This window comes from Pseudoalteromonas sp. MMG024 (assembly GCF_021654175.1).
GTDB lineage: Bacteria > Pseudomonadota > Gammaproteobacteria > Enterobacterales > Alteromonadaceae > Pseudoalteromonas.
On the sequence record NZ_JAKFZO010000007.1, the window covers coordinates 75,951 to 94,171 of the forward strand.

General features: G+C 41.1%; 14 protein-coding genes. 4 read left to right on the plus strand and 10 right to left on the minus strand.

Translation table 11 applies throughout. The features are described 5' to 3' along the window. Positions 1-14: 14 nt before the first annotated feature. From L1068_RS08305 to ampD, 10 genes are all read right to left on the minus strand, one after another. On the minus strand, positions 15-1,073 hold the full coding sequence (locus L1068_RS08305) for an ABC transporter ATP-binding protein (RefSeq protein ID WP_237129871.1): 1,059 nt from the start codon (positions 1,071-1,073) through the stop codon (positions 15-17). Next, positions 1,066-2,712, minus strand: a complete 1,647-nt coding sequence (locus tag L1068_RS08310) for an iron ABC transporter permease (RefSeq protein ID WP_237129872.1) — start codon at positions 2,710-2,712, stop codon at positions 1,066-1,068. Before L1068_RS08310 ends, L1068_RS08305 begins: the two co-directional genes overlap by 8 nt. Further along, entirely contained in the window at positions 2,712-3,713 is a 1,002-nt protein-coding gene (locus tag L1068_RS08315; protein ID WP_054979984.1) for a Fe(3+) ABC transporter substrate-binding protein, read from the minus strand. The genes L1068_RS08310 and L1068_RS08315 overlap by 1 nt, the downstream gene beginning before the upstream one ends. Before the next feature lie 757 nt (positions 3,714-4,470). Continuing rightward, positions 4,471-5,142, minus strand: a complete 672-nt coding sequence (locus tag L1068_RS08320) for a DTW domain-containing protein (RefSeq protein ID WP_237129873.1) — start codon at positions 5,140-5,142, stop codon at positions 4,471-4,473. A 119-nt stretch (positions 5,143-5,261) separates the two neighbouring features. Next, entirely contained in the window at positions 5,262-6,686 is a 1,425-nt protein-coding gene (gene lpdA / locus L1068_RS08325; protein WP_237129875.1) for a dihydrolipoyl dehydrogenase, read from the minus strand. Positions 6,687-6,912: 226 nt separating this feature from the next. Then, positions 6,913-8,805: a pyruvate dehydrogenase complex dihydrolipoyllysine-residue acetyltransferase gene (gene aceF, locus L1068_RS08330; protein WP_237129876.1), complete on the minus strand. Its 1,893-nt coding sequence runs from the start codon at positions 8,803-8,805 to the stop codon at positions 6,913-6,915. A gap of 12 nt (positions 8,806-8,817) precedes the next feature. Further along, positions 8,818-11,484, minus strand: a complete 2,667-nt coding sequence (gene aceE, locus L1068_RS08335; RefSeq protein ID WP_237129877.1) for a pyruvate dehydrogenase (acetyl-transferring), homodimeric type — start codon at positions 11,482-11,484, stop codon at positions 8,818-8,820. A 69-nt stretch (positions 11,485-11,553) separates the two neighbouring features. After that, positions 11,554-12,300, minus strand: a complete 747-nt coding sequence (gene pdhR, locus L1068_RS08340; protein WP_237129878.1) for a pyruvate dehydrogenase complex transcriptional repressor PdhR — start codon at positions 12,298-12,300, stop codon at positions 11,554-11,556. A 410-nt stretch (positions 12,301-12,710) separates the two neighbouring features. Beyond that, positions 12,711-13,559, minus strand: coding sequence for a beta-lactamase regulator AmpE (gene ampE / locus L1068_RS08345; protein ID WP_237129879.1), 849 nt, complete (start codon positions 13,557-13,559; stop codon positions 12,711-12,713). An 11-nt stretch (positions 13,560-13,570) separates the two neighbouring features. Further along, on the minus strand, positions 13,571-14,113 hold the full coding sequence (gene ampD / locus L1068_RS08350; protein WP_237129880.1) for a 1,6-anhydro-N-acetylmuramyl-L-alanine amidase AmpD: 543 nt from the start codon (positions 14,111-14,113) through the stop codon (positions 13,571-13,573). 147 nt (positions 14,114-14,260) lie between these two features. Between ampD and nadC the strand changes: the two genes are divergently transcribed. The 4 genes from nadC (at position 14,261) to pilB (ending at position 18,182) form a co-directional block, all read left to right on the plus strand. Then, positions 14,261-15,115, plus strand: a complete 855-nt coding sequence (gene nadC, locus L1068_RS08355; protein WP_237129881.1) for a carboxylating nicotinate-nucleotide diphosphorylase — start codon at positions 14,261-14,263, stop codon at positions 15,113-15,115. 398 nt (positions 15,116-15,513) lie between these two features. Next, a complete protein-coding gene (locus tag L1068_RS22045) occupies positions 15,514-15,918 on the plus strand; it encodes a pilin (RefSeq protein WP_275419469.1) in 405 nt (134 codons plus the stop codon). A gap of 61 nt (positions 15,919-15,979) precedes the next feature. Then, on the plus strand, positions 15,980-16,399 hold the full coding sequence (locus L1068_RS22050) for a pilin (RefSeq protein WP_275419470.1): 420 nt from the start codon (positions 15,980-15,982) through the stop codon (positions 16,397-16,399). A gap of 100 nt (positions 16,400-16,499) precedes the next feature. Then, positions 16,500-18,182, plus strand: coding sequence for a type IV-A pilus assembly ATPase PilB (gene pilB / locus L1068_RS08380; RefSeq protein ID WP_237129882.1), 1,683 nt, complete (start codon positions 16,500-16,502; stop codon positions 18,180-18,182). Positions 18,183-18,221: the final 39 nt, after the last annotated feature.

An 18,221-nucleotide genomic window follows, 5' to 3' on the forward strand; every position in this document is an offset into this window, starting at 1 on the left:
AGCGGATTTCCTACTTAATTGTTATTAGTATAAGCGAAATAATTAACCAAATGCGGACGAACATCAATAGCTAATCGCTGACCATAAGCATAGCGCTGATGTTGCGTGCATGGAATTTCAAGTTCTTGTTGCCCTAGTTTTACACGACATAAATAGCGGTTACCAACAAAACGGCTCGCGACAAACTCACCTACTCCCTGTTCGCTTTCGCTCAAAGTTAAATACTGGGGCTTTAAATATATACAGCCTTTTCCTGACACTTCATTTTGGTCATTGGTAACAGGTTCAAGTGAAGTAATGGTGCCAAACTCAGTTTTAAATTCAGTGCTGGATGTCGCTTCGGCATCAATAAAAATACCAGCACTTAAAAATGCCGCAACGCCTTTTGTCGCAGGTTTGCGATAAAGTGCTTCTGCCGTGCCTAATTGTGCAATTTTGCCCTCTTCCATAATTGCCAATTTATCGGCGAAAGCAAAAGCTTCCTCTTTGGAGTGGGTTACAAAAATAGCGGAAACTTGCTGATCTTTAATAATACGGCGAATATCATCAATTAATTGGAAGCGTACTTGGTGATCGATATTGGAAAATGGTTCATCAAGTAACAATAAACTCGGTTTATATGCGAGTGCGCGAGCAATTGCCACCCGCTGTTGCTGACCACCTGATAATTGATGCGGGTAACGCTCAGCAAATGCCTCAAGCTTAATCAGTGACAGCATTTCTTTAACACGCTCATTGCGTACACTCGAGGATTCTTTATGTAAGCCAAACGCAATGTTTTGCTCAACGGTTAAATGAGGAAACAACGCATAGTCTTGAAACATCATACCGATATTGCGCTCTTGTGGCGGAACATAAAGGGAGTCACCGTTAACCGCAACTTGCGCAATCGAGATATCGCCTTTGCTAGGTTTCAACAAGCCAGCGATTGCTTTTAATGTGGTGGTTTTGCCACAGCCACTTGCACCGAGTAAACACACAATTTCATTGTCTTTTACCTGCAATGACAAATCTTTTAAGATCGGTTTGCCATTGTAGCTATATTCTAAATTGTTAATCGACAAATTACTCATGAGATGCTTTAGCTTCCATAGTGTTATTAACTAAATATAAAGGGATTAAACCGACAAGTACGATAAATAACGCCGACACTGAGGCAAGCTCTAGTTGCTCATCACTGACGTATTGAAAAACATAGGTTGCCAGCGTTTCAAAGTCAAAAGGGCGTAATAACAGTGCCGCAGGTAACTCTTTCATACATTCAATAAATACAATTAAACCAGCAGTAAGCATGCCGCGCTTAAGCAGTGGCATATGCACTCGGCGCAAAGTATTGCCTGCACTTACACCCATTGAATGACTTGCCATATCAAGCGATGGCGAAATACGTGCATAGCTAGATTCTATTGCACCTTGTGAAATCGCATAAAAGCGCACAACGTAAGCAAACATTAAGGCAAAAATAGAACCACTAAACAACAATCCTGGCTCGGCAAACCACTGTGTTGATTCGGCAAAAATATTGACCTGTTGATCAAGTGCCGTAAGCGGCAGTAGCACTGCTATCGCTAATACGGTACCAGGTAATGCATAACCAGTACTGGCAACTTTGCCTGGCATTCCTGCCCAGCGCGACAAGCTTGAACGTTGATAGAAATTCACCAACACACTTAACGCAACACAAACAAAACTCACTATTAGCGCTATTTTCAAGCTCTGCCAAGCGTATAAAAACGCATCGCTATTCCATGCCTCGCTAAAATAGCTCACCGCGTAGCTCAACAAAATAAGAATTGGCAGCACAAACCCTGCAAAAAGTATTAATGCACAATATCCTGTTGCTAACCACGCTGACTTTCCCGATAGGTAATAAAGTGGTCCGTTATTCTCACTTGCACCGCGCTCAAATACCGCTTGGTTGCGTCGGCTAAATTTTTCTACACCTATCACGACAAACAAAAACAGCAACATAATGCCGGAGATTTTCGCTGCCGCAGTAAGTGAATAGTAACCAAGCCAAGTATCGTATACTGCGGTTGTCAAAGTACTTACAGCAAAATAGTTTACAGTTGCAAAATCTGCCATTGATTCCATGCTGATCAGCGCTAGTGCCGCAGCAATTGCGCCACGCCCTAACGGAATAGATACTTTAAAAAAGCTTTTAACGGGCGAGTAACCCATTACTTGGCTGGCCTGAACTAATTTATAAGATTGCTCTTTAAGTGCCGTTTTAAAAATCAAAAATAAATATGGGTAAAGCACTAACGCAATCATTACGATTGCACCGCCTAGCGTGCGAATATCAAAGAACCAATAATCATTCGGTGACTGCCAGCCAAAAACCGCGCGAAGCCATGACTGAATAGGGCCCGCATAATCAAATAAGTCGGTGTAAATATAGGCGATAATATAAGTTGGCATTGCAAGTGGTAGCATTAATGCCCACTCAAAATGTTTTTTACCGGGAAAGTCGCTGTAGGCACAAAGCCATGCTAGCGGCAACGCAATCACACAACTAAGCAAGCAGACGCCAAAAATCAACACTATGGTATTAAAAGTGTAATCCCACAATACTGTTTGTTTTAAGTGTTCAAAGACTTCCTTATCAGGCTGGAAGGATTCAAAAATCAGGAACAATAACGGAAGCGACAGGCAAAAGCCTGTCGCGAAAGCAATAAACTGCCATTTAGACAGTGAAAAATTAAGGCGCATTAAAGATCAAATTTTACCTCGTCGATTAGCTTCAATGCCAATGGACGGTATTCACTTACCTTTGTTAATGGCAGTGCATCTTCCTTAAATTTGCCCCAAGACGCCACTAACTCAGACACTTCAACATCCGTCTTTACCGGATATTCCATATTCACTGAAGCATACATATTCTGAGCTTTGTTGTCAGTCATAAATTCGATTAATTTTAATGCGTTAGTCGTATTTTTTCCGTACTTGGTTAAAACCGCACCAGATACATTAATATGTGAGCCACGATCTTGCTGATTTGGGAAATTAATGTATACAGACTCAGCCCAAGGCACTTGCTTTGGATCGTTCAGCATTTTACCAAAATAATAACTGTTACCAAGCGCTACATCACACAAGCCTTCTTTTACAGCTTTTACTTGTGCACGGTCGTTACCTTGTGGCTTACGTGCTAAGTTTGCTTTTAATCCCTTTAACCATTCACGCGCTTCTGCCTCGCCATGATGCGCAATCATAGAAGCAACTAAGCCCAAATTATAAGGGTGCTTACCTGAGCGCATACAAATTTTGCCTTTGTATTCAGGTTTTGCGAGATCTTCATAGGTTAACGTGTCTAACTTACCAACACGCTCTTTTGACGAGTAAACATTACGTACACGTTTAGTCAGTGCAACCCAATTTCCTTCGTCATCACGAAATTGCTTTGGTACATTTTTTTCGATTACGTTACTTTTAATCGGTTGCACTAAGCCTTCATCTTCAAGTTGTAACAGCGCACTAAAATTAGACGTAAGTACCATATCGGCTTTGGTGTATTTGCCTTCTTTTTTAAGTTTTTCAATTAAACCTTTTTTGGCAAAAACAACTTTTGTTTCAATACCTGTCTCTTTTGTGAACTCTTGCAGAATAGGTTCAATTAAAAAGCCCTGACGATAAGAGTAAATATTAACAACATCTTTTGCTGCAACTTCACCAGCTGCTAGCAGTGCGAGTAATGCGATTGCTTTTTTCATATTCTAGAACCATTAATAAGAAGTATTATCACTTGAATTGTATCTATCTGATATTGAATGTACAGCGTTAAATGCACTCAATTTAATTAAATGAAAACAATTTTCAGTTAGAAGAGCAAAAGACATTAGCGAATTTAGCTGTAGGAAATATCTCACAGAACACTCCTACTTATCTCAAAAAACCAAGTGCACACACGCACCCAAAATAGTTAACACCTTGTTTTATAAAAACATAACCACGTTAAACACTATATTTCAGCAATAAAACAAATTCACCAAGCCATTTTATATAGTTTTATTCAACAACCACTGCTCTAGAATTAGCAGTGTCAAAAGGAAATGGACTGAATTGACCTTACTTAGGATTAGTAAGCGGCAGGAGCTGGTAGGATTTACTAGATGGATTTTGGGCTAGGATGCCAAGGGAATTGATGGTTTACAGGATGTGGACCTTAAACGGATTTTCTTACAGGATTGTAAATAGGATAGATGGATTGAGCACGGACTTAGCTCATTGACGAGTCATGTCAAAATAGGGATATCAAGGATTGCACTAATCAAACAACGATATGTGCATAGCAGGACGCTAATAAGATTCCGTTAAGGCGCAGCTTTAAGCTGCGCTTTTTATTTGCCTAAAATTCACTTATCACGTTTTGAATAGGCGCTTTGCGCCACTAGCTTACTGCAATTCCCCTTCAAGAAATGACTCATTTCTAAAATCGGCAATGCCATACTTCAAATTTGAATCCCGTTATTACGGCACTAATTTACTGCGCTTACCTTTTAAATACGCATTTCTAAAATCGACAAAATGGCGCTCTAGCTTTTGCGAAGCATCAAGCTCCCCTGCTAACTCTAGTACCATTATTGCGACCTCAGCGGTTCCGAGTTGATGTTCAAATGCAGCCACTCGTAAATGATATTCTGAAAGTTTTTCCGGGCTAATTGATAAAATAGGGAAGCCGTCTAGATAAGGGCTTTTACGAATCATTTTCTTCGCTTCACGCCAGGTGCCATCTAAAAAAACAAATAACGGCTTTTTACCTGCAATACTATTGACCTGTTTAACAACCCGTTCTACTGGCATATTATCTTCAGGGAACACGATAAAGGGCTGATATTTATCACTTTGCAATAAATCTAATAGCGCTTTATCTGGCTCTGTTCTGTCCCAACGAAACGCATAATTGTCTGGCACAATATCAGCAATTAAACGCCCCGTATTTGATGGCTTAAAACTTTCATTGTGATACATCAGCAAACAAACAGCCGCATTACAGCTTGCCTCTTCGATACCATCACAAATACATAAGGTTTCAGATAACAAACAATGCTCACAGCGCGATAATTTTGAACCTCGCGCCTTGTATTCGCGCTTTGCTGCAGCGATTTGTTGTTGTCTAAGTGCTAATACTGAATTTTTCAATCGACCCCTCCCAAACAAGCGGCGTATTTTAGCGTTTTTTATCTCTTTGAGCTAATCCCAAAAAATACAGGTAATAAAAAACCCAGCGCAGTGGCTGGGTTTTCTAAAGAAGAATTAGATTACTTCTTTTTAACTGCTTTTTTGTTTGGTAGGTCAGTAATTGAACCTTCAAAAATTTCTGCAGCAAGACCGATTGACTCGTTCAGTGTTGGGTGAGCGTGAATTGTTAACGCTAGGTCTTCACCGTCTGCGCCCATTTCAACCGCTAGGCCGATTTCACCAAGCATTTCACCTGCGTTGATACCAACCATTGCACCACCGATAACGCGACCTGAGTCTTTATCGAAGATAAGCTTAGTTGAACCTTCAGTACGTGCTGAAGCAATTGCACGGCCAGATGCTGCCCACGGGAATACCGCAGTTTCAATGTTAAGGCCTTGCTCTTTTGCTTCTTTCTCAGTTACACCTACCCATGCGATTTCTGGATCTGTGTATGCGATTGAAGGAATACATTTAGGATCAAAGTAATGTTTCTTACCAGAGATAACTTCAGCAGCAACGTGTGCTTCGTGAACCGCTTTGTGTGCAAGCATTGGCTGACCAACGATATCACCAATCGCGAAGATGTGGTTTACGTTTGTCTTCATTTGCTTGTCAGTGTTGATAAAGCCACGTTCATCTACTGCTACGCCCGCTTTTTCAGCGTCAAGTAGTTTACCGTTTGGTGTACGGCCAACAGCAACAAGTACTTTGTCGTAACGAACAGCTTCAGCTGGTGCGTTTTTACCTTCAAATGAAACGTATAGACCGTCTTCTTTCGCTTCAACTGCAACCACTTTAGTAGAAAGCATTACGTTGAACTTGTTCTTAACGTACTTTTGGTAAATCTTGATAACGTCTTTATCTGCAGCTGGTACTAGTTGATCAGCAAATTCAACCACGTCGATTTGTGAACCTAGTGCACGGTAAACAGTACCCATCTCTAAACCGATGATACCACCACCAAGTACTAACAACTTTTCAGGAACGTCTTTAAGTTCAAGTGCGCCTGTTGAGTCAATTACACGATCATCTTCAGGGATGAAAGGTAAGTTAACTGGCTGAGAACCTGCAGCGATAATTGCGTTATCGAAAGTAACAGTAGTTGTACCGTTTTCGCCTTCAACAGCAATAGTGTTAGAGCCTGTGAATTTTCCGTAACCGTTAACTACGTTAACTTTACGCATTTTAGCCATGCCGTCTAGGCCACCAGTAAGTTGACCAATTACAGACTCTTTCCATGAACGGATTTTGTCTAGGTCGATTTGAGGAGCACCGAAAGTAACACCGTGAGACGCCATTTCAGCTGCGTCATCAATTACTTTAGCTACGTGTAAAAGTGCTTTTGAAGGAATACAACCTACGTTTAAGCACACACCACCTAAAGTATTGCGTGATTCGATTAATGTTACATCTAAACCTAAATCAGCAGCACGGAATGCTGCAGAGTAACCACCAGGACCACCGCCTAGTACAACAACTTGAGTTTTGATTTCGTTGCTCATGTTATTACCTTAACTGTTATTCGAACGGGATAATACGAGAATTGTATCACCCAAACTCCTGCCTATTTATCTCAATTAACAAGACTTTGGGCAGATAAATTAATATTGCGCGAAATTCTAGCATTGCCGTTTACATATGTCGTGCAATTTTCAAGAGATTTCGTTCAATTAATACTATTTGCTATACGCAAAACGCATAACCGAAGTTATGCGTTAAGCTCTTTTCTTACATTACTAACTGGCGAATGTCGCTCAAGTAAGCTGCAAGTGTTGCAGTAAAGCGTGCTGCTAACGCACCGTCAATTACACGGTGGTCGTATGAACAGCTTAGCGGCACCATTAGGCGCGGCTCAAACTCTTTACCATTCCACTTCGGCTTCATGTCAGACTTAGACACACCTAAGATAGCAACTTCTGGTGCGTTTACGATTGGTGTAAACGCAGTACCACCGATACCACCTAGGCTAGAAATCGTGAAACAACCGCCCTGCATATCAGATGCAGTTAGTTTGCCTTCACGTGCTTTGCCAGAGATTTCCATTAACTCGCGAGATAACTCAATGATGCCTTTTTTGTTCACGTCGCGAACAACAGGAACAACTAGACCATTTGGCGTATCTACTGCGATACCAATGTTTACATACTTCTTAAGAATTAAGCTTTCGCCATCTTCAGACAGTGATGAATTAAACGTTGGGAACTCTTCAAGTGCTTTAGCTGCTGCTTTCATTACGAATACTAGTGGAGTGATCTTCACGCCCATTTTCTTCTTCTCAGCCAGGACATTCTGCTCTTTACGAAATGCTTCCAGCGTTGTGATGTCTGCTTCGTCAAATTGCGTAACATGTGGGATCTGTACCCAGTTACGGTGAAGGTTTGCACCAGAAAGCTTTTGAATACGAGAAAGTTTCTTCTCTTCAACTTCACCAAACTTGCTGAAGTCTACTTTTGGCCAAGGAATTAGGTTTAGCTCGCCACCGCCAGTGTTGCCACCTTTAGATAGCTGACCTGATTCAACTTGCTTAACTAACTCTTTCACGTAGTTTTGTACGTCTTCTTTAAGTACACGGCTCTTGCGACCCGTGCCCTTAACACGTGCTAGGTTTACACCAAACTCACGTGCTAAACGACGAACTACAGGTGATGCATGTGCGTATTGGTCGTTCGCTACAAATTCATCTTTTTGTGCTGAAGCTGCAGGTGCCGCTGCTGGCGCTGGTTTTGCCGCAGGTGCTGCCGGAGCCGCTTTTGCAGGTGCTGGCGCCGCTACAGGAGCAGGTGCAGAGCCTTGCGTTTCAAATACAAAAACAAGAGAACCAGTCGACACTTTACCGCCTACTTCAACTTTCACTTCTTTAACAGTACCTGCAAATGGTGCAGGAACTTCCATAGAAGCCTTATCACCTTCTACGTTTAAGATTGATTGGTCAGCTTCAACCACATCGCCTACCGCAACCATGACTTCAGTTACTTCAACTTCGTCACCGCCGATGTCTGGTACGTGAACATCGATCAGTTCTGCCGCCGCTGCTAGAGCAGGCGCTGCCGCAGGAGCCGCTTCAACAGCTCCCGGCGCAGATGCACCCGTTTCAAATACGAATACTAACGAGCCCGTTGATACTTTGCCGCCAACTTCAACTTTGATATCGACAACTGTACCGCCAAATGGTGCTGGTACTTCCATAGAAGCCTTGTCGCCTTCTACGTTTAAGATTGATTGGTCAGCTTCAACCACGTCGCCTACGGCAACCATGATTTCAGTAACTTCAACTTCGTCACCACCGATGTCTGGTACGTGAACCTCAACTAATTCAGACGCCGCTGCTGGAGCAGGTGCAGCCGCAGGGGCTGCTGGTGCTTCAGGCTCGGCTGCTGCAGGTGCATCACCCGCAGCATCAAAAATCATAATTAAAGAACCAGTTGCAACAGTGTCGCCTTCAGCTACTTTAATTTCTTTCACTGTACCCGCTTGTGCAGCTGGCACTTCCATTGAAGCTTTATCACCTTCAACTGAAATAAGAGATTGATCAACTTCAACTGTATCACCTACGTTAACTAGGATTTCAGTTACTTCAACCTCATCTGCACCAATATCTGGAACATGAATTTCGATTGCCATTCTATCTGCCTCTTATGCGTATAGTGGGTTAGTTTTCGTTGTGTCGATATCAAATTTCTTGATAGCGTCTGCCACAACTGATGCGTCAATTTTACCTTGCTTAACAAGCTCTGTAAGTGCAGCGACTACTACGTAACCTGCATTTACTTCGAAGTGACGACGTAAGTTTTCACGGCTGTCTGAACGACCGTAACCGTCAGTACCAAGTACTTTGAAAGAAGCGCTTGGCATATAAGCACGTACTTGCTCTGCATAGTTCTTCATGTAGTCAGTTGCAGCGATTGCTGGAGACTCACCTAATACAGATGTGATGTAAGGTACTTTTTGATCTGCTGCAGGATTAAGCATGTTGAAACGCTCAACACCTTGACCGTCACGTGCAAGCTCATTGAATGACGTTACAGAGAATACATCTGAACCGATGCCATATTCTTCGCTTAGGATCTGACCAGCTTTACGTACTTCGTTTAAGATAGTACCTGAGCCCATTAGTTGAACGTGTGCTTTGTCGCCTGCATTGTCTTCAAGCTTATAGATACCCTTACGAATGCCTTCTTCCGCACCTTCTGGCATTGCAGGTTGTGCGTAGTTTTCATTCATTAGTGTTAAGTAGTAGAACACGTTTTCTTGTTCAGGACCGTACATGCGACGAATACCGTCTTGTAGGATTACCGCTACTTCAAATACGAATGTTGGGTCGTAAGAAATACAGTTAGGAATAGTACCCGCTTGAATGTGCGAGTGACCGTCTTCGTGCTGTAAACCTTCACCATTAAGGGTTGTACGACCAGCCGTTGCACCTAATAAGAAACCACGTGCTTGTTGGTCACCCGCCATCCACGCCATGTCGCCAACACGTTGGAAACCGAACATAGAGTAGTAGATGTAGAATGGGATCATCGGCAGGTCATTTGTCGAGTATGATGTTGCAGCCGCAACCCATGAAGACATTGCACCTAGTTCATTGATACCTTCTTGAAGTACCTGACCTGATGTTGCTTCTTTGTAGTAAGAAACGATGTCACGGTCTTGAGGTGTGTAGTTCTGGCCATGCGGGTTATAAATACCAATTTGACGGAATAGACCTTCCATACCAAATGTACGTGCTTCATCAGCAATGATAGGAACAATGTTTTTACCTACGCCTTTATCTTTTAATAAGATATTTAGCGCACGTACGTAACCCATAGTTGTAGAGATATCTCGCTTTTGTTCTTCAAGTAGCGGCTTGAACTGCTCTAAAGTTGGTAGTTCAAGAGCTTGCGTGAAATTAGGTAAACGCTGAGGTGTATAACCGTGAAGCGCTTTACGACGTGAGTGAAGATACTCATACTCAGCAGAGCCTTCTTCAAGCTTCAAGTATGGTAAGTCTTTGATTTGCTCATCAGATACCAAGTCTTCAAGGCCAAGACGTGAACGAAGGTGTTCAACGTGTGTCATGTCCATTTTCTTAACTTGGTGCGCAATATTCTTACCTTCAGCTGCTTCACCCATACCATAACCTTTAACCGTTTTAGCTAGGATTACAGTTGGACGACCTTTTGTCTCTTGCGCTGCTTTGTAAGCTGCGAAAAGCTTAGATGTATCGTGACCACCACGCTTAAGTGCGAAGATTTCATCATCAGTCATATCAGCAACAAGTGCTGCAGTTTCTGGGTAACGACCGAAGAAATGCTCACGAACGTATGCACCATCTTTCGCTTTATATGTTTGGTAGTCACCGTCGATTGTCTCGTTCATAAGCTGTAATAGCTTACCAGTTGTGTCTTTCGCTAGTAATGCATCCCAACCAGCACCCCAAACAACTTTAATTACGTTCCAGCCAGCACCTTTGAATAGACCTTCAAGTTCTTGAATGATCTTACCGTTACCCATTACTGGGCCGTCTAGACGCTGAAGGTTACAGTTAATTAGGTAACAAAGGTTATCTAATTTCTCACGCGCAGCGAAAGAAATTGCACCACGTGATTCTGGCTCATCCATCTCACCGTCACCTAAGAACGCATAAACGCGCTGCTCGTTAGTCTCTTTCAGACCGCGACCTTCTAGGTATTTAAGGAAACGCGCTTGGTAGATTGATGCAATTGGACCTAAACCCATAGAAACTGTTGGGAACTGCCAGAATTCAGGCATTAACTTAGGGTGTGGGTATGAAGAGATACCTTTACCATCTACTTCTTGACGAAAGTTATCTAGTTGCTCTTCAGTTAAACGGCCTTCAAGGAAAGCACGTGCGTAGATACCTGGTGAAATGTGACCTTGGTAATATACTAAATCACCACCGTCTTTTTCGTTTGGTGCACGGAAGAAGTGGTTGAAACACATCTCATAGAATGCAGCCGAAGACTGGTAAGACGCCATGTGGCCGCCTAGCTCTAAGTCTTTCTTAGACGCACGTAAAACGATCATGATCGCATTCCAACGAACGATTGAACGAATACGACGCTCAATTGTTGTGTCACCTGGGTATGCAGGCTCTTGATCTGCTGGGATAGTATTCACATAGTTAGTTGTGATACCAGTTGGCATATCTACGCCGTCAAGACGTGCTTGCTCTAGTACTTGTTCAAGTAAAAACTGTGCGCGTTCAACGCCTTCTTCTTTTACTACTGACTCAAGCGCTTGCAACCACTCTTGGGTTTCTAACGCGTCAACGTCAATTTTATTGACTTCAGACATATGGAGTGTTCCTTATGTTTAAATTCAAATTTATCCCTAACAGATAAATCGAGTTATGTTTCAAATCGTTTAATTTTTTTGCGAACGGCGTAAACTGCGCTCAATACGAGAGTGCTCTTTACCCGCTTGCAATAAAGCTTCTTCAATAAAGGCTAAGTGCGCATTACTTGCGTCACGTGCTTTATCTGGTTGTCCTGTAATTACTGCATCAAACAGGAATTTTCTGTGTTCAGCCAGTTGCGTTTTAACATCTGCTTTTTGCACTAATACCATTAAATTCTGCTGAATATTTTGCTCAAGTAATGATTTCATACCGCGAATTAAGTGCAGCAACACTACGTTATGCGATGCTTCTGCTACGGCAAAATGAAAGGCATTGATCATTTGGGCTTGGGTTTCTATGTCATTTGCAGTTGCAATGGCATCAAAACATTTAGAAATATATTCGAAATCCGTATCGGTACCACGAAGTGCTGCATAATAGGCTGCAATGCCTTCTAACGCGTGACGGAATTCAAGTAGGTCAAATTGTGATTCAGGGTGTTTGGAAATCAAATCAAACAGTGGATCTGTCATGCCACCTTCAAGCTGGTTTTTAACATAAGTACCGCCACCTTGGCGACGTGTTACCAGCCCTCTGGCTTCCAATTTTTGAATCGCTTCACGTAATGAAGGACGTGACACTTCAAATTGTTTCGCCAGCTCGCGCTCCGGCGGTAATTTTTCGCCAGGCGCCAACGAACCCTCAAGAATCATATTCTCAAGTTGTTCTAAAATCACATCCGACAGCTTAGCGGCTTTTATCTTAAATGACATAGGCTTTTGAAGTAACCTTCTGTTTTCCGTTCCTAATCAAGCAAATAGTGTGTCAAATTCGCAAAGGTAAATTGGTCATACCAAAAATTAGCGCTTAAATTATCAGAAATACGGTGAATAGTCAAAATTATCAAGATTAATGGCATAACTATTCAATGCAGTGTTTTTGCCTAAAAATAGTTTGGCAACGATGCACTAAACCTCAGGTTACGTACGAGATAAGAAATCAAACACCATTAAAGGTAGACAAAAAATAACAGAATAATTATTTAATTGGTGAAAAAGTAAAATGGTCAGACCAGATAGGGTTCAGGGTTCAGGGTTCAGGGTTCAGGGTTCAGGGTTCAGGGTTCAGGGTTCAGGGTTCAGCAAAAATTCTGAAACCTGAACTCTGAAATCTCAACTCTTTTTTAACTAACCGACCCCAGTAAAGTAAGAATAGCTATTGCCGCTAGCATTAGCAGCATGTTTCGTTTTACCAAACGCACCATACATTTGGCTTCAAAACTGCAGCCGATAAACTCTTGTTCTACACGTTCAGCAGCATGGGCAATGTCACCGATGACTCGTCGATTTGGTACTGAAAAGTTAAATACATATTTTAAATAAGTTGCTGTGCCTTGGCTAAAGTTACCAATAATTAAATAACCAAAGCTGACAATGCGTGCCGGTAACCAATCAAGCCAATAAAGTGTTTTATGAAGCATCTTTTTGTGTTTACGAAAGGCTGATGCAGGATCATTACGGGTCAAGTCTGCAAAATTTCGAATCAACGCATAACCAAGTGCGCCGCACACACCAAAGATAACAAACCAAAAAATAACCGCGCCATAATAACGGAAGTTAATCCATGCGATTGTTTGGCCGAGTGTTTCACCACCATCCTGCTCAGTACGTTTTTGACCTAATTGAAGCGCATACAGTGTTGCAGCTTCTGCATCGTCTCGCTGCAACGCGTTTAAATACCCTTTGTATTTCTCACGCAAGTAAGCACAACCAAAACACACGAGTAACACAACCACGTTAATCGCTAGTTCAAGCAAAACAAAATCAAACGTTTCACTTACAGCAAAGAGCAACAGTACAGGAAGTAATAGCCAAATAAAGAAATCCACTCGACGCGAGTAAATCTTACTAAATAAGCCGTTTGACTCACTTATACTAATAAAATGCTTAACATAGGTATTAAGCTGCCATGCATCTTCTTTTGCGGCTAGTCTTTCAATAATAAGTGCTAAGATTACTGAAATTAAAATCATCTTGTTCTCTGCTACGTTAATGAGGCATGAAAGCGGGCCCAATCAAAGTGTGGACCAGGATCTGTTTTCCGGCCTGGTGCGATATCACTATGACCCGTGATCGCTTCTAAATTTAACTTAGGATAATGTTTTAAAAGCATTTTGACCAGTTCTTCAAGACTAGCATACTGCTCATTTGTGAAAGGAACATGATCACTCCCCTCTAATTCAATACCAATACTAATGTCATTACATCCCTGCCTACCTTTATACTCAGACACACCAGCATGCCACGCCCGTTTGTTAAATGGTACGTACTGAATAATCTCACCATCGCGGCGAATTAAGCAATGCGCTGATACTTCAAGCCCTTCTAAATCTGAAAAACTCGGGTCAGCCTTGCAATCCAAACAGCCTAAAAATAAATCAGAAATATACGGTAAACCAAACTGACCCGCTGGCAACGAAATATTGTGAAGTACAATCAGAGAAATATCTTGCTCATCTGGTCGTTCATTAAAATGAGGAGAAGGTAAAAAGCAAATACCTTGTAATACGTGTTGTTCTATTTGCATGTTTCGAAGTAGCCTGCAGAAATTAGATTTAGATTAACACTTGCCGAAAGAAATCTGAAATCTCATATCCAAAATCCAATAAAATCATAGCCAACTTATAATCAACACGATAAAATTATTGCAACGTTCACTTTCTGTAAATTCACTATGGCTCTCTCTCAACAATTAATTTCTCAACTTGTTAAATCTGCACTCAACGAAGACTTAAACTACCAAAGTGCTAATGGCGATATTACCGCACAGCTTATTCCGGCAACACAGCAAGCAAACGCAAAAGTAATCACGCGCGAAGCGGGTATTTTTTGTGGCAAGCAACTTATTTTAGAAGTGTTTGAACAGGTAGATCCAAGTGTAATAGTGAATGTATTAGTTAATGATGGAGAAGTCATTGAAGAAAACCAAATGTTATTTACCGCGGTTGGTAATGCACGCGCTATTTTAACTGCTGAGCGCACCGCGCTTAACTTTTTACAAACACTTTCAGGCACGGCAACTACTACCGCCAGCTATGTAAAAGAGTTAACTGGTACAGGAACACAACTGCTCGATACTCGTAAAACCATTCCGGGATTACGCTTATTACAAAAATACGCAGTGAAATGCGGTGGTGGCGAAAATCATCGCATCGGATTGTTTGACGCCTTTCTAATTAAAGAAAACCACATTGCTGCCTGTGGTGGCATTGAGAATGCGGTAGCACAAGCAAAAGCAAATCACCCAGATAAAAAAGTAGAAGTAGAAGTAGAAAACTTAGCAGAACTGCAGTTGGCTCTTGATGCTGGTGCTGACATCATAATGCTTGATAATTTCACGGTTGAGATGATTAACAAGGCGGTAACAATCACCAACAAACGCGCCAAACTGGAAGTGTCAGGTAATATGACATTAGAGACTTTACGCACCTATTCACAGGCGGGTGTCGACTTTATTTCGTCAGGTGCATTAACAAAACATGTAAAAGCGCTTGATTTATCAATGCGTTTTGAAAATAATGGCGACTAATTAGTGAACTTTAACTTTTTTCATACAGAAAGAGTAATCCTTTTGTATTAATTTAGGAACATGTAAGCTAATTGTAAAAAAAGATGCTACACAAGTCTTAAATGTCGTGCTAGCATCTCATTAGAAATAGCGAGTACAGGAAGTACAGGCTAGTAATAAGGAATTAGTTTTGTTCCTAGTAAGCCAACTTAGTAGTACCTTTAGGTGGTTTTTAGAGACAAATTAATAATTTTTTATGGTTTGGTATTAATCGCTTAGGGAAAAGTTACTAATACTTACTTTCTCATTAGAGAAGTTTAACTATACTAATTGATGGAATGAGTATGTTCTGTTTAACAGACATCTCTTTTTAATAACTTAGCCCCATAAACACTCGTTAGAGGTACATTATGAAAAACATGAAACAAACAGCCCAAAAGGGTTTCACACTAATCGAATTAATGATCGTTGTTGCAATCATCGGTATTCTTGCAGCAGTAGCGATTCCACAGTATCAATCTTACACAGCAGGCGCTCAAGCTGGTTCTTGTTATAAAGAGATTGTTCCTGCGAAAACTCTTTTTGAAGTAAAAGCGTCTAATGGCGACACCATTGCAGCGGCGTCAGACTTAACTGAAATGGGTGTACCTGAAGCTGTAGCTTGTAGTGCACATGCTCAAACTGCAACTACTATTCAAGGCACAATGCAAGGTGCTGCAGGTATCGACGGTGAAACTTTAACTTTCACTCGTGCTTCTGACGGTACCTGGGCTTGTGCAACAAGTGCTGCTGACAAGTCTCTAGTTCCTAAAGAGTGTCAATAATATATTATCTAAAAATAAAGCAGCCTTGTGCTGCTTTATTTTTGTTACTGAGGATAATACAATGAAAAAAACCAAAGGCTTTACACTCATTGAGTTAATGATTACTGTTGCCATAATTGGAATTTTAGCTGCGGTTGCGCTTCCTCAATATCAAAACTATGTATCAACGACTGACGTTAGCAGCTGTTATAAAGAAATTCGTGCTGGTAGAGTACTATTTGAAATAATGGTTAACGAAGGTGAAACCCCTCCAACAGCCTCTGATCTTACAGCAATAAACGTAAATCAAAATATTTCTTGTTCTTCTCACGCTATGACACCGACAAGCATTACTGGTGTAGTTTCTGGTTCACCGTTAGTTAACGGAGCTAATATTTTACTTATAAGAGATATCGCTGGTGGTACCTGGTCGTGCGAGGTGTCGAACCGACCTGCCGGCTGGAAAACAGATTTTTTACCAGATGGGTGTACAGAAACATAATTAGATGCCTGTTTAATTAACGCTTTCTCATCTGAAGTTAACTGGCGTAAGTCTTAACGATATTTAGTTAAGGTACACAGGTATGGATTTTACTTAAGCTATGCAAATTACATCTCCATTAATTAGAAAACTAATAACTTTTGGTTATATAAACGAAACTAATCTCACAGACTACTCTAACCAAACTTCTTTGCCCGAGTTTATTTGTTCGGTAAGCCAACTTTCATCAACTGATTTAGCTAAAAGTGCTGCTAATTTATTTCAAAGTTCCTATTTGTCGCTTGATTGTGTTGACTTAGAGGTAATCCCTGACGGCAAAGAGCGCAATGAAAAGTTAATAAAAAAACATAAAGTGCTACCTATTGCGTTAAAAGGAAAAACACTTTTTTTAGCAACCGCTGATCCAACCAATTTTGATGCTTTTGAAGATTATGAGTTTAACACGGGGCTGCAGACCGAAGTCGTTGTAGTGGCTTATGACGCTCTAGAAAAAGCGATTGATGCTTTGTTTGAAAAAAGCGATGGTATAGAGCTAAGTGATGACCAACTAAGCGAATTAAATGGTATTTCCGCCGATGTAGATATCAAAGAAGAAGAAAATGATGTAAACAAAAAAGAAGACGACGCTCCGATTATTGTTTATATCAATAAAATCTTAATGGATGCTATTAAGCGTGGCGCGTCAGATTTACATTTTGAACCCTATGAGCATGTTTACCGTATTCGATTTCGTGTGGATGGTGTATTGCATGAAGTAGCAAGTCCTCCAATCGGTTTAGAAAGCAGAATATCTGCTCGTATCAAAGTAATGTCTCAACTCGACTTAGCAGAAAAACGAAAACCCCAAGACGGACGTATCAAATTAAAAATTACCGCAAAGAAAAGCATTGACTTTCGTGTTTCTACCCTTCCAACTTTGTGGGGTGAAAAAATTGTAATGCGTATTCTAGACTCATCAAGTGCGATGTTAGGTATTGATGTATTAGGATATGAACCTGAACAAAAAGAACTTTATTTAAATGCACTTGCACAACCGCAAGGCATGATTCTGGTAACTGGTCCTACGGGTTCAGGTAAAACCGTATCGCTTTACACAGGGTTAAATATTCTTAATAAGCCTGAGCGCAATATATCAACAGCTGAAGACCCTGTAGAAATAAACTTAGTTGGGGTAAACCAAGTACAAATTAACCCCAAAGCTGAAATGACTTTTGCTAATGCGTTACGTGCATTTTTGCGTCAAGATCCAGATATTGTCATGGTAGGTGAGATACGTGATTTGGAAACCGCCGAAATATCAATAAAAGCAGCACAAACCGGCCACTTAGTGCTAAGTACGCTGCATACGAATTCTGCGCCTGAAACATTGACCCGTTTAATTAATATGGGTGTTCCCTCGTATAATATTGCAAGCTCAGTAAGTTTGATTATCGCACAACGACTTGCTCGACGTTTGTGTCCTGTATGTAAAGAACCTGAAACCCTACCTGAGCAAGAACTTTTAAATTTAGGGTTCAGTAAAGAGCAAATTCCATCTTTACAGCTATTTAAAGCAATAGGGTGTGAAAAATGTACTGAAGGCTATAAAGGTCGTGTTGGTATTTATGAAGTAATGCCAATAACACCTAAGATTGCAGATGTGATAATGCAAGGTGGTAACTCATTAGAAATTGCAGCAATTGCAGAACAAGAAGGTATTAACAACTTACGTAAATCAGGTTTATTAAAAGCTGCGCAAGGCGTAACAAGCATTACTGAAATAAATCGAGTCACTAATTATTAAACTAGATACTCATCTGAGAGATCGATAAAATACCATATA

Excerpts from the sequence above, each read along its gene's own strand:
- L1068_RS08305 (WP_237129871.1), bottom strand. The coding sequence starts at position 1,073 with ATGAGTAATTTGTCGATTAACAATTTAGAATATAGCTACAATGGCAAA.
- L1068_RS08310 (WP_237129872.1), bottom strand. The coding sequence starts at position 2,712 with ATGCGCCTTAATTTTTCACTGTCTAAATGGCAGTTTATTGCTTTCGCG.
- L1068_RS08315 (WP_054979984.1), bottom strand. The coding sequence starts at position 3,713 with ATGAAAAAAGCAATCGCATTACTCGCACTGCTAGCAGCTGGTGAAGTT.
- lpdA (WP_237129875.1), bottom strand. The coding sequence starts at position 6,686 with ATGAGCAACGAAATCAAAACTCAAGTTGTTGTACTAGGCGGTGGTCCT.
- aceF (WP_237129876.1), bottom strand. The coding sequence starts at position 8,805 with ATGGCAATCGAAATTCATGTTCCAGATATTGGTGCAGATGAGGTTGAA.
- aceE (WP_237129877.1), bottom strand. The coding sequence starts at position 11,484 with ATGTCTGAAGTCAATAAAATTGACGTTGACGCGTTAGAAACCCAAGAG.
- pdhR (WP_237129878.1), bottom strand. The coding sequence starts at position 12,300 with ATGTCATTTAAGATAAAAGCCGCTAAGCTGTCGGATGTGATTTTAGAA.
- ampE (WP_237129879.1), bottom strand. The coding sequence starts at position 13,559 with ATGATTTTAATTTCAGTAATCTTAGCACTTATTATTGAAAGACTAGCC.
- ampD (WP_237129880.1), bottom strand. The coding sequence starts at position 14,113 with ATGCAAATAGAACAACACGTATTACAAGGTATTTGCTTTTTACCTTCT.
- nadC (WP_237129881.1), top strand. The coding sequence starts at position 14,261 with ATGGCTCTCTCTCAACAATTAATTTCTCAACTTGTTAAATCTGCACTC.
- L1068_RS22045 (WP_275419469.1), top strand. The coding sequence starts at position 15,514 with ATGAAACAAACAGCCCAAAAGGGTTTCACACTAATCGAATTAATGATC.
- L1068_RS22050 (WP_275419470.1), top strand. The coding sequence starts at position 15,980 with ATGAAAAAAACCAAAGGCTTTACACTCATTGAGTTAATGATTACTGTT.
- pilB (WP_237129882.1), top strand. The coding sequence starts at position 16,500 with ATGCAAATTACATCTCCATTAATTAGAAAACTAATAACTTTTGGTTAT.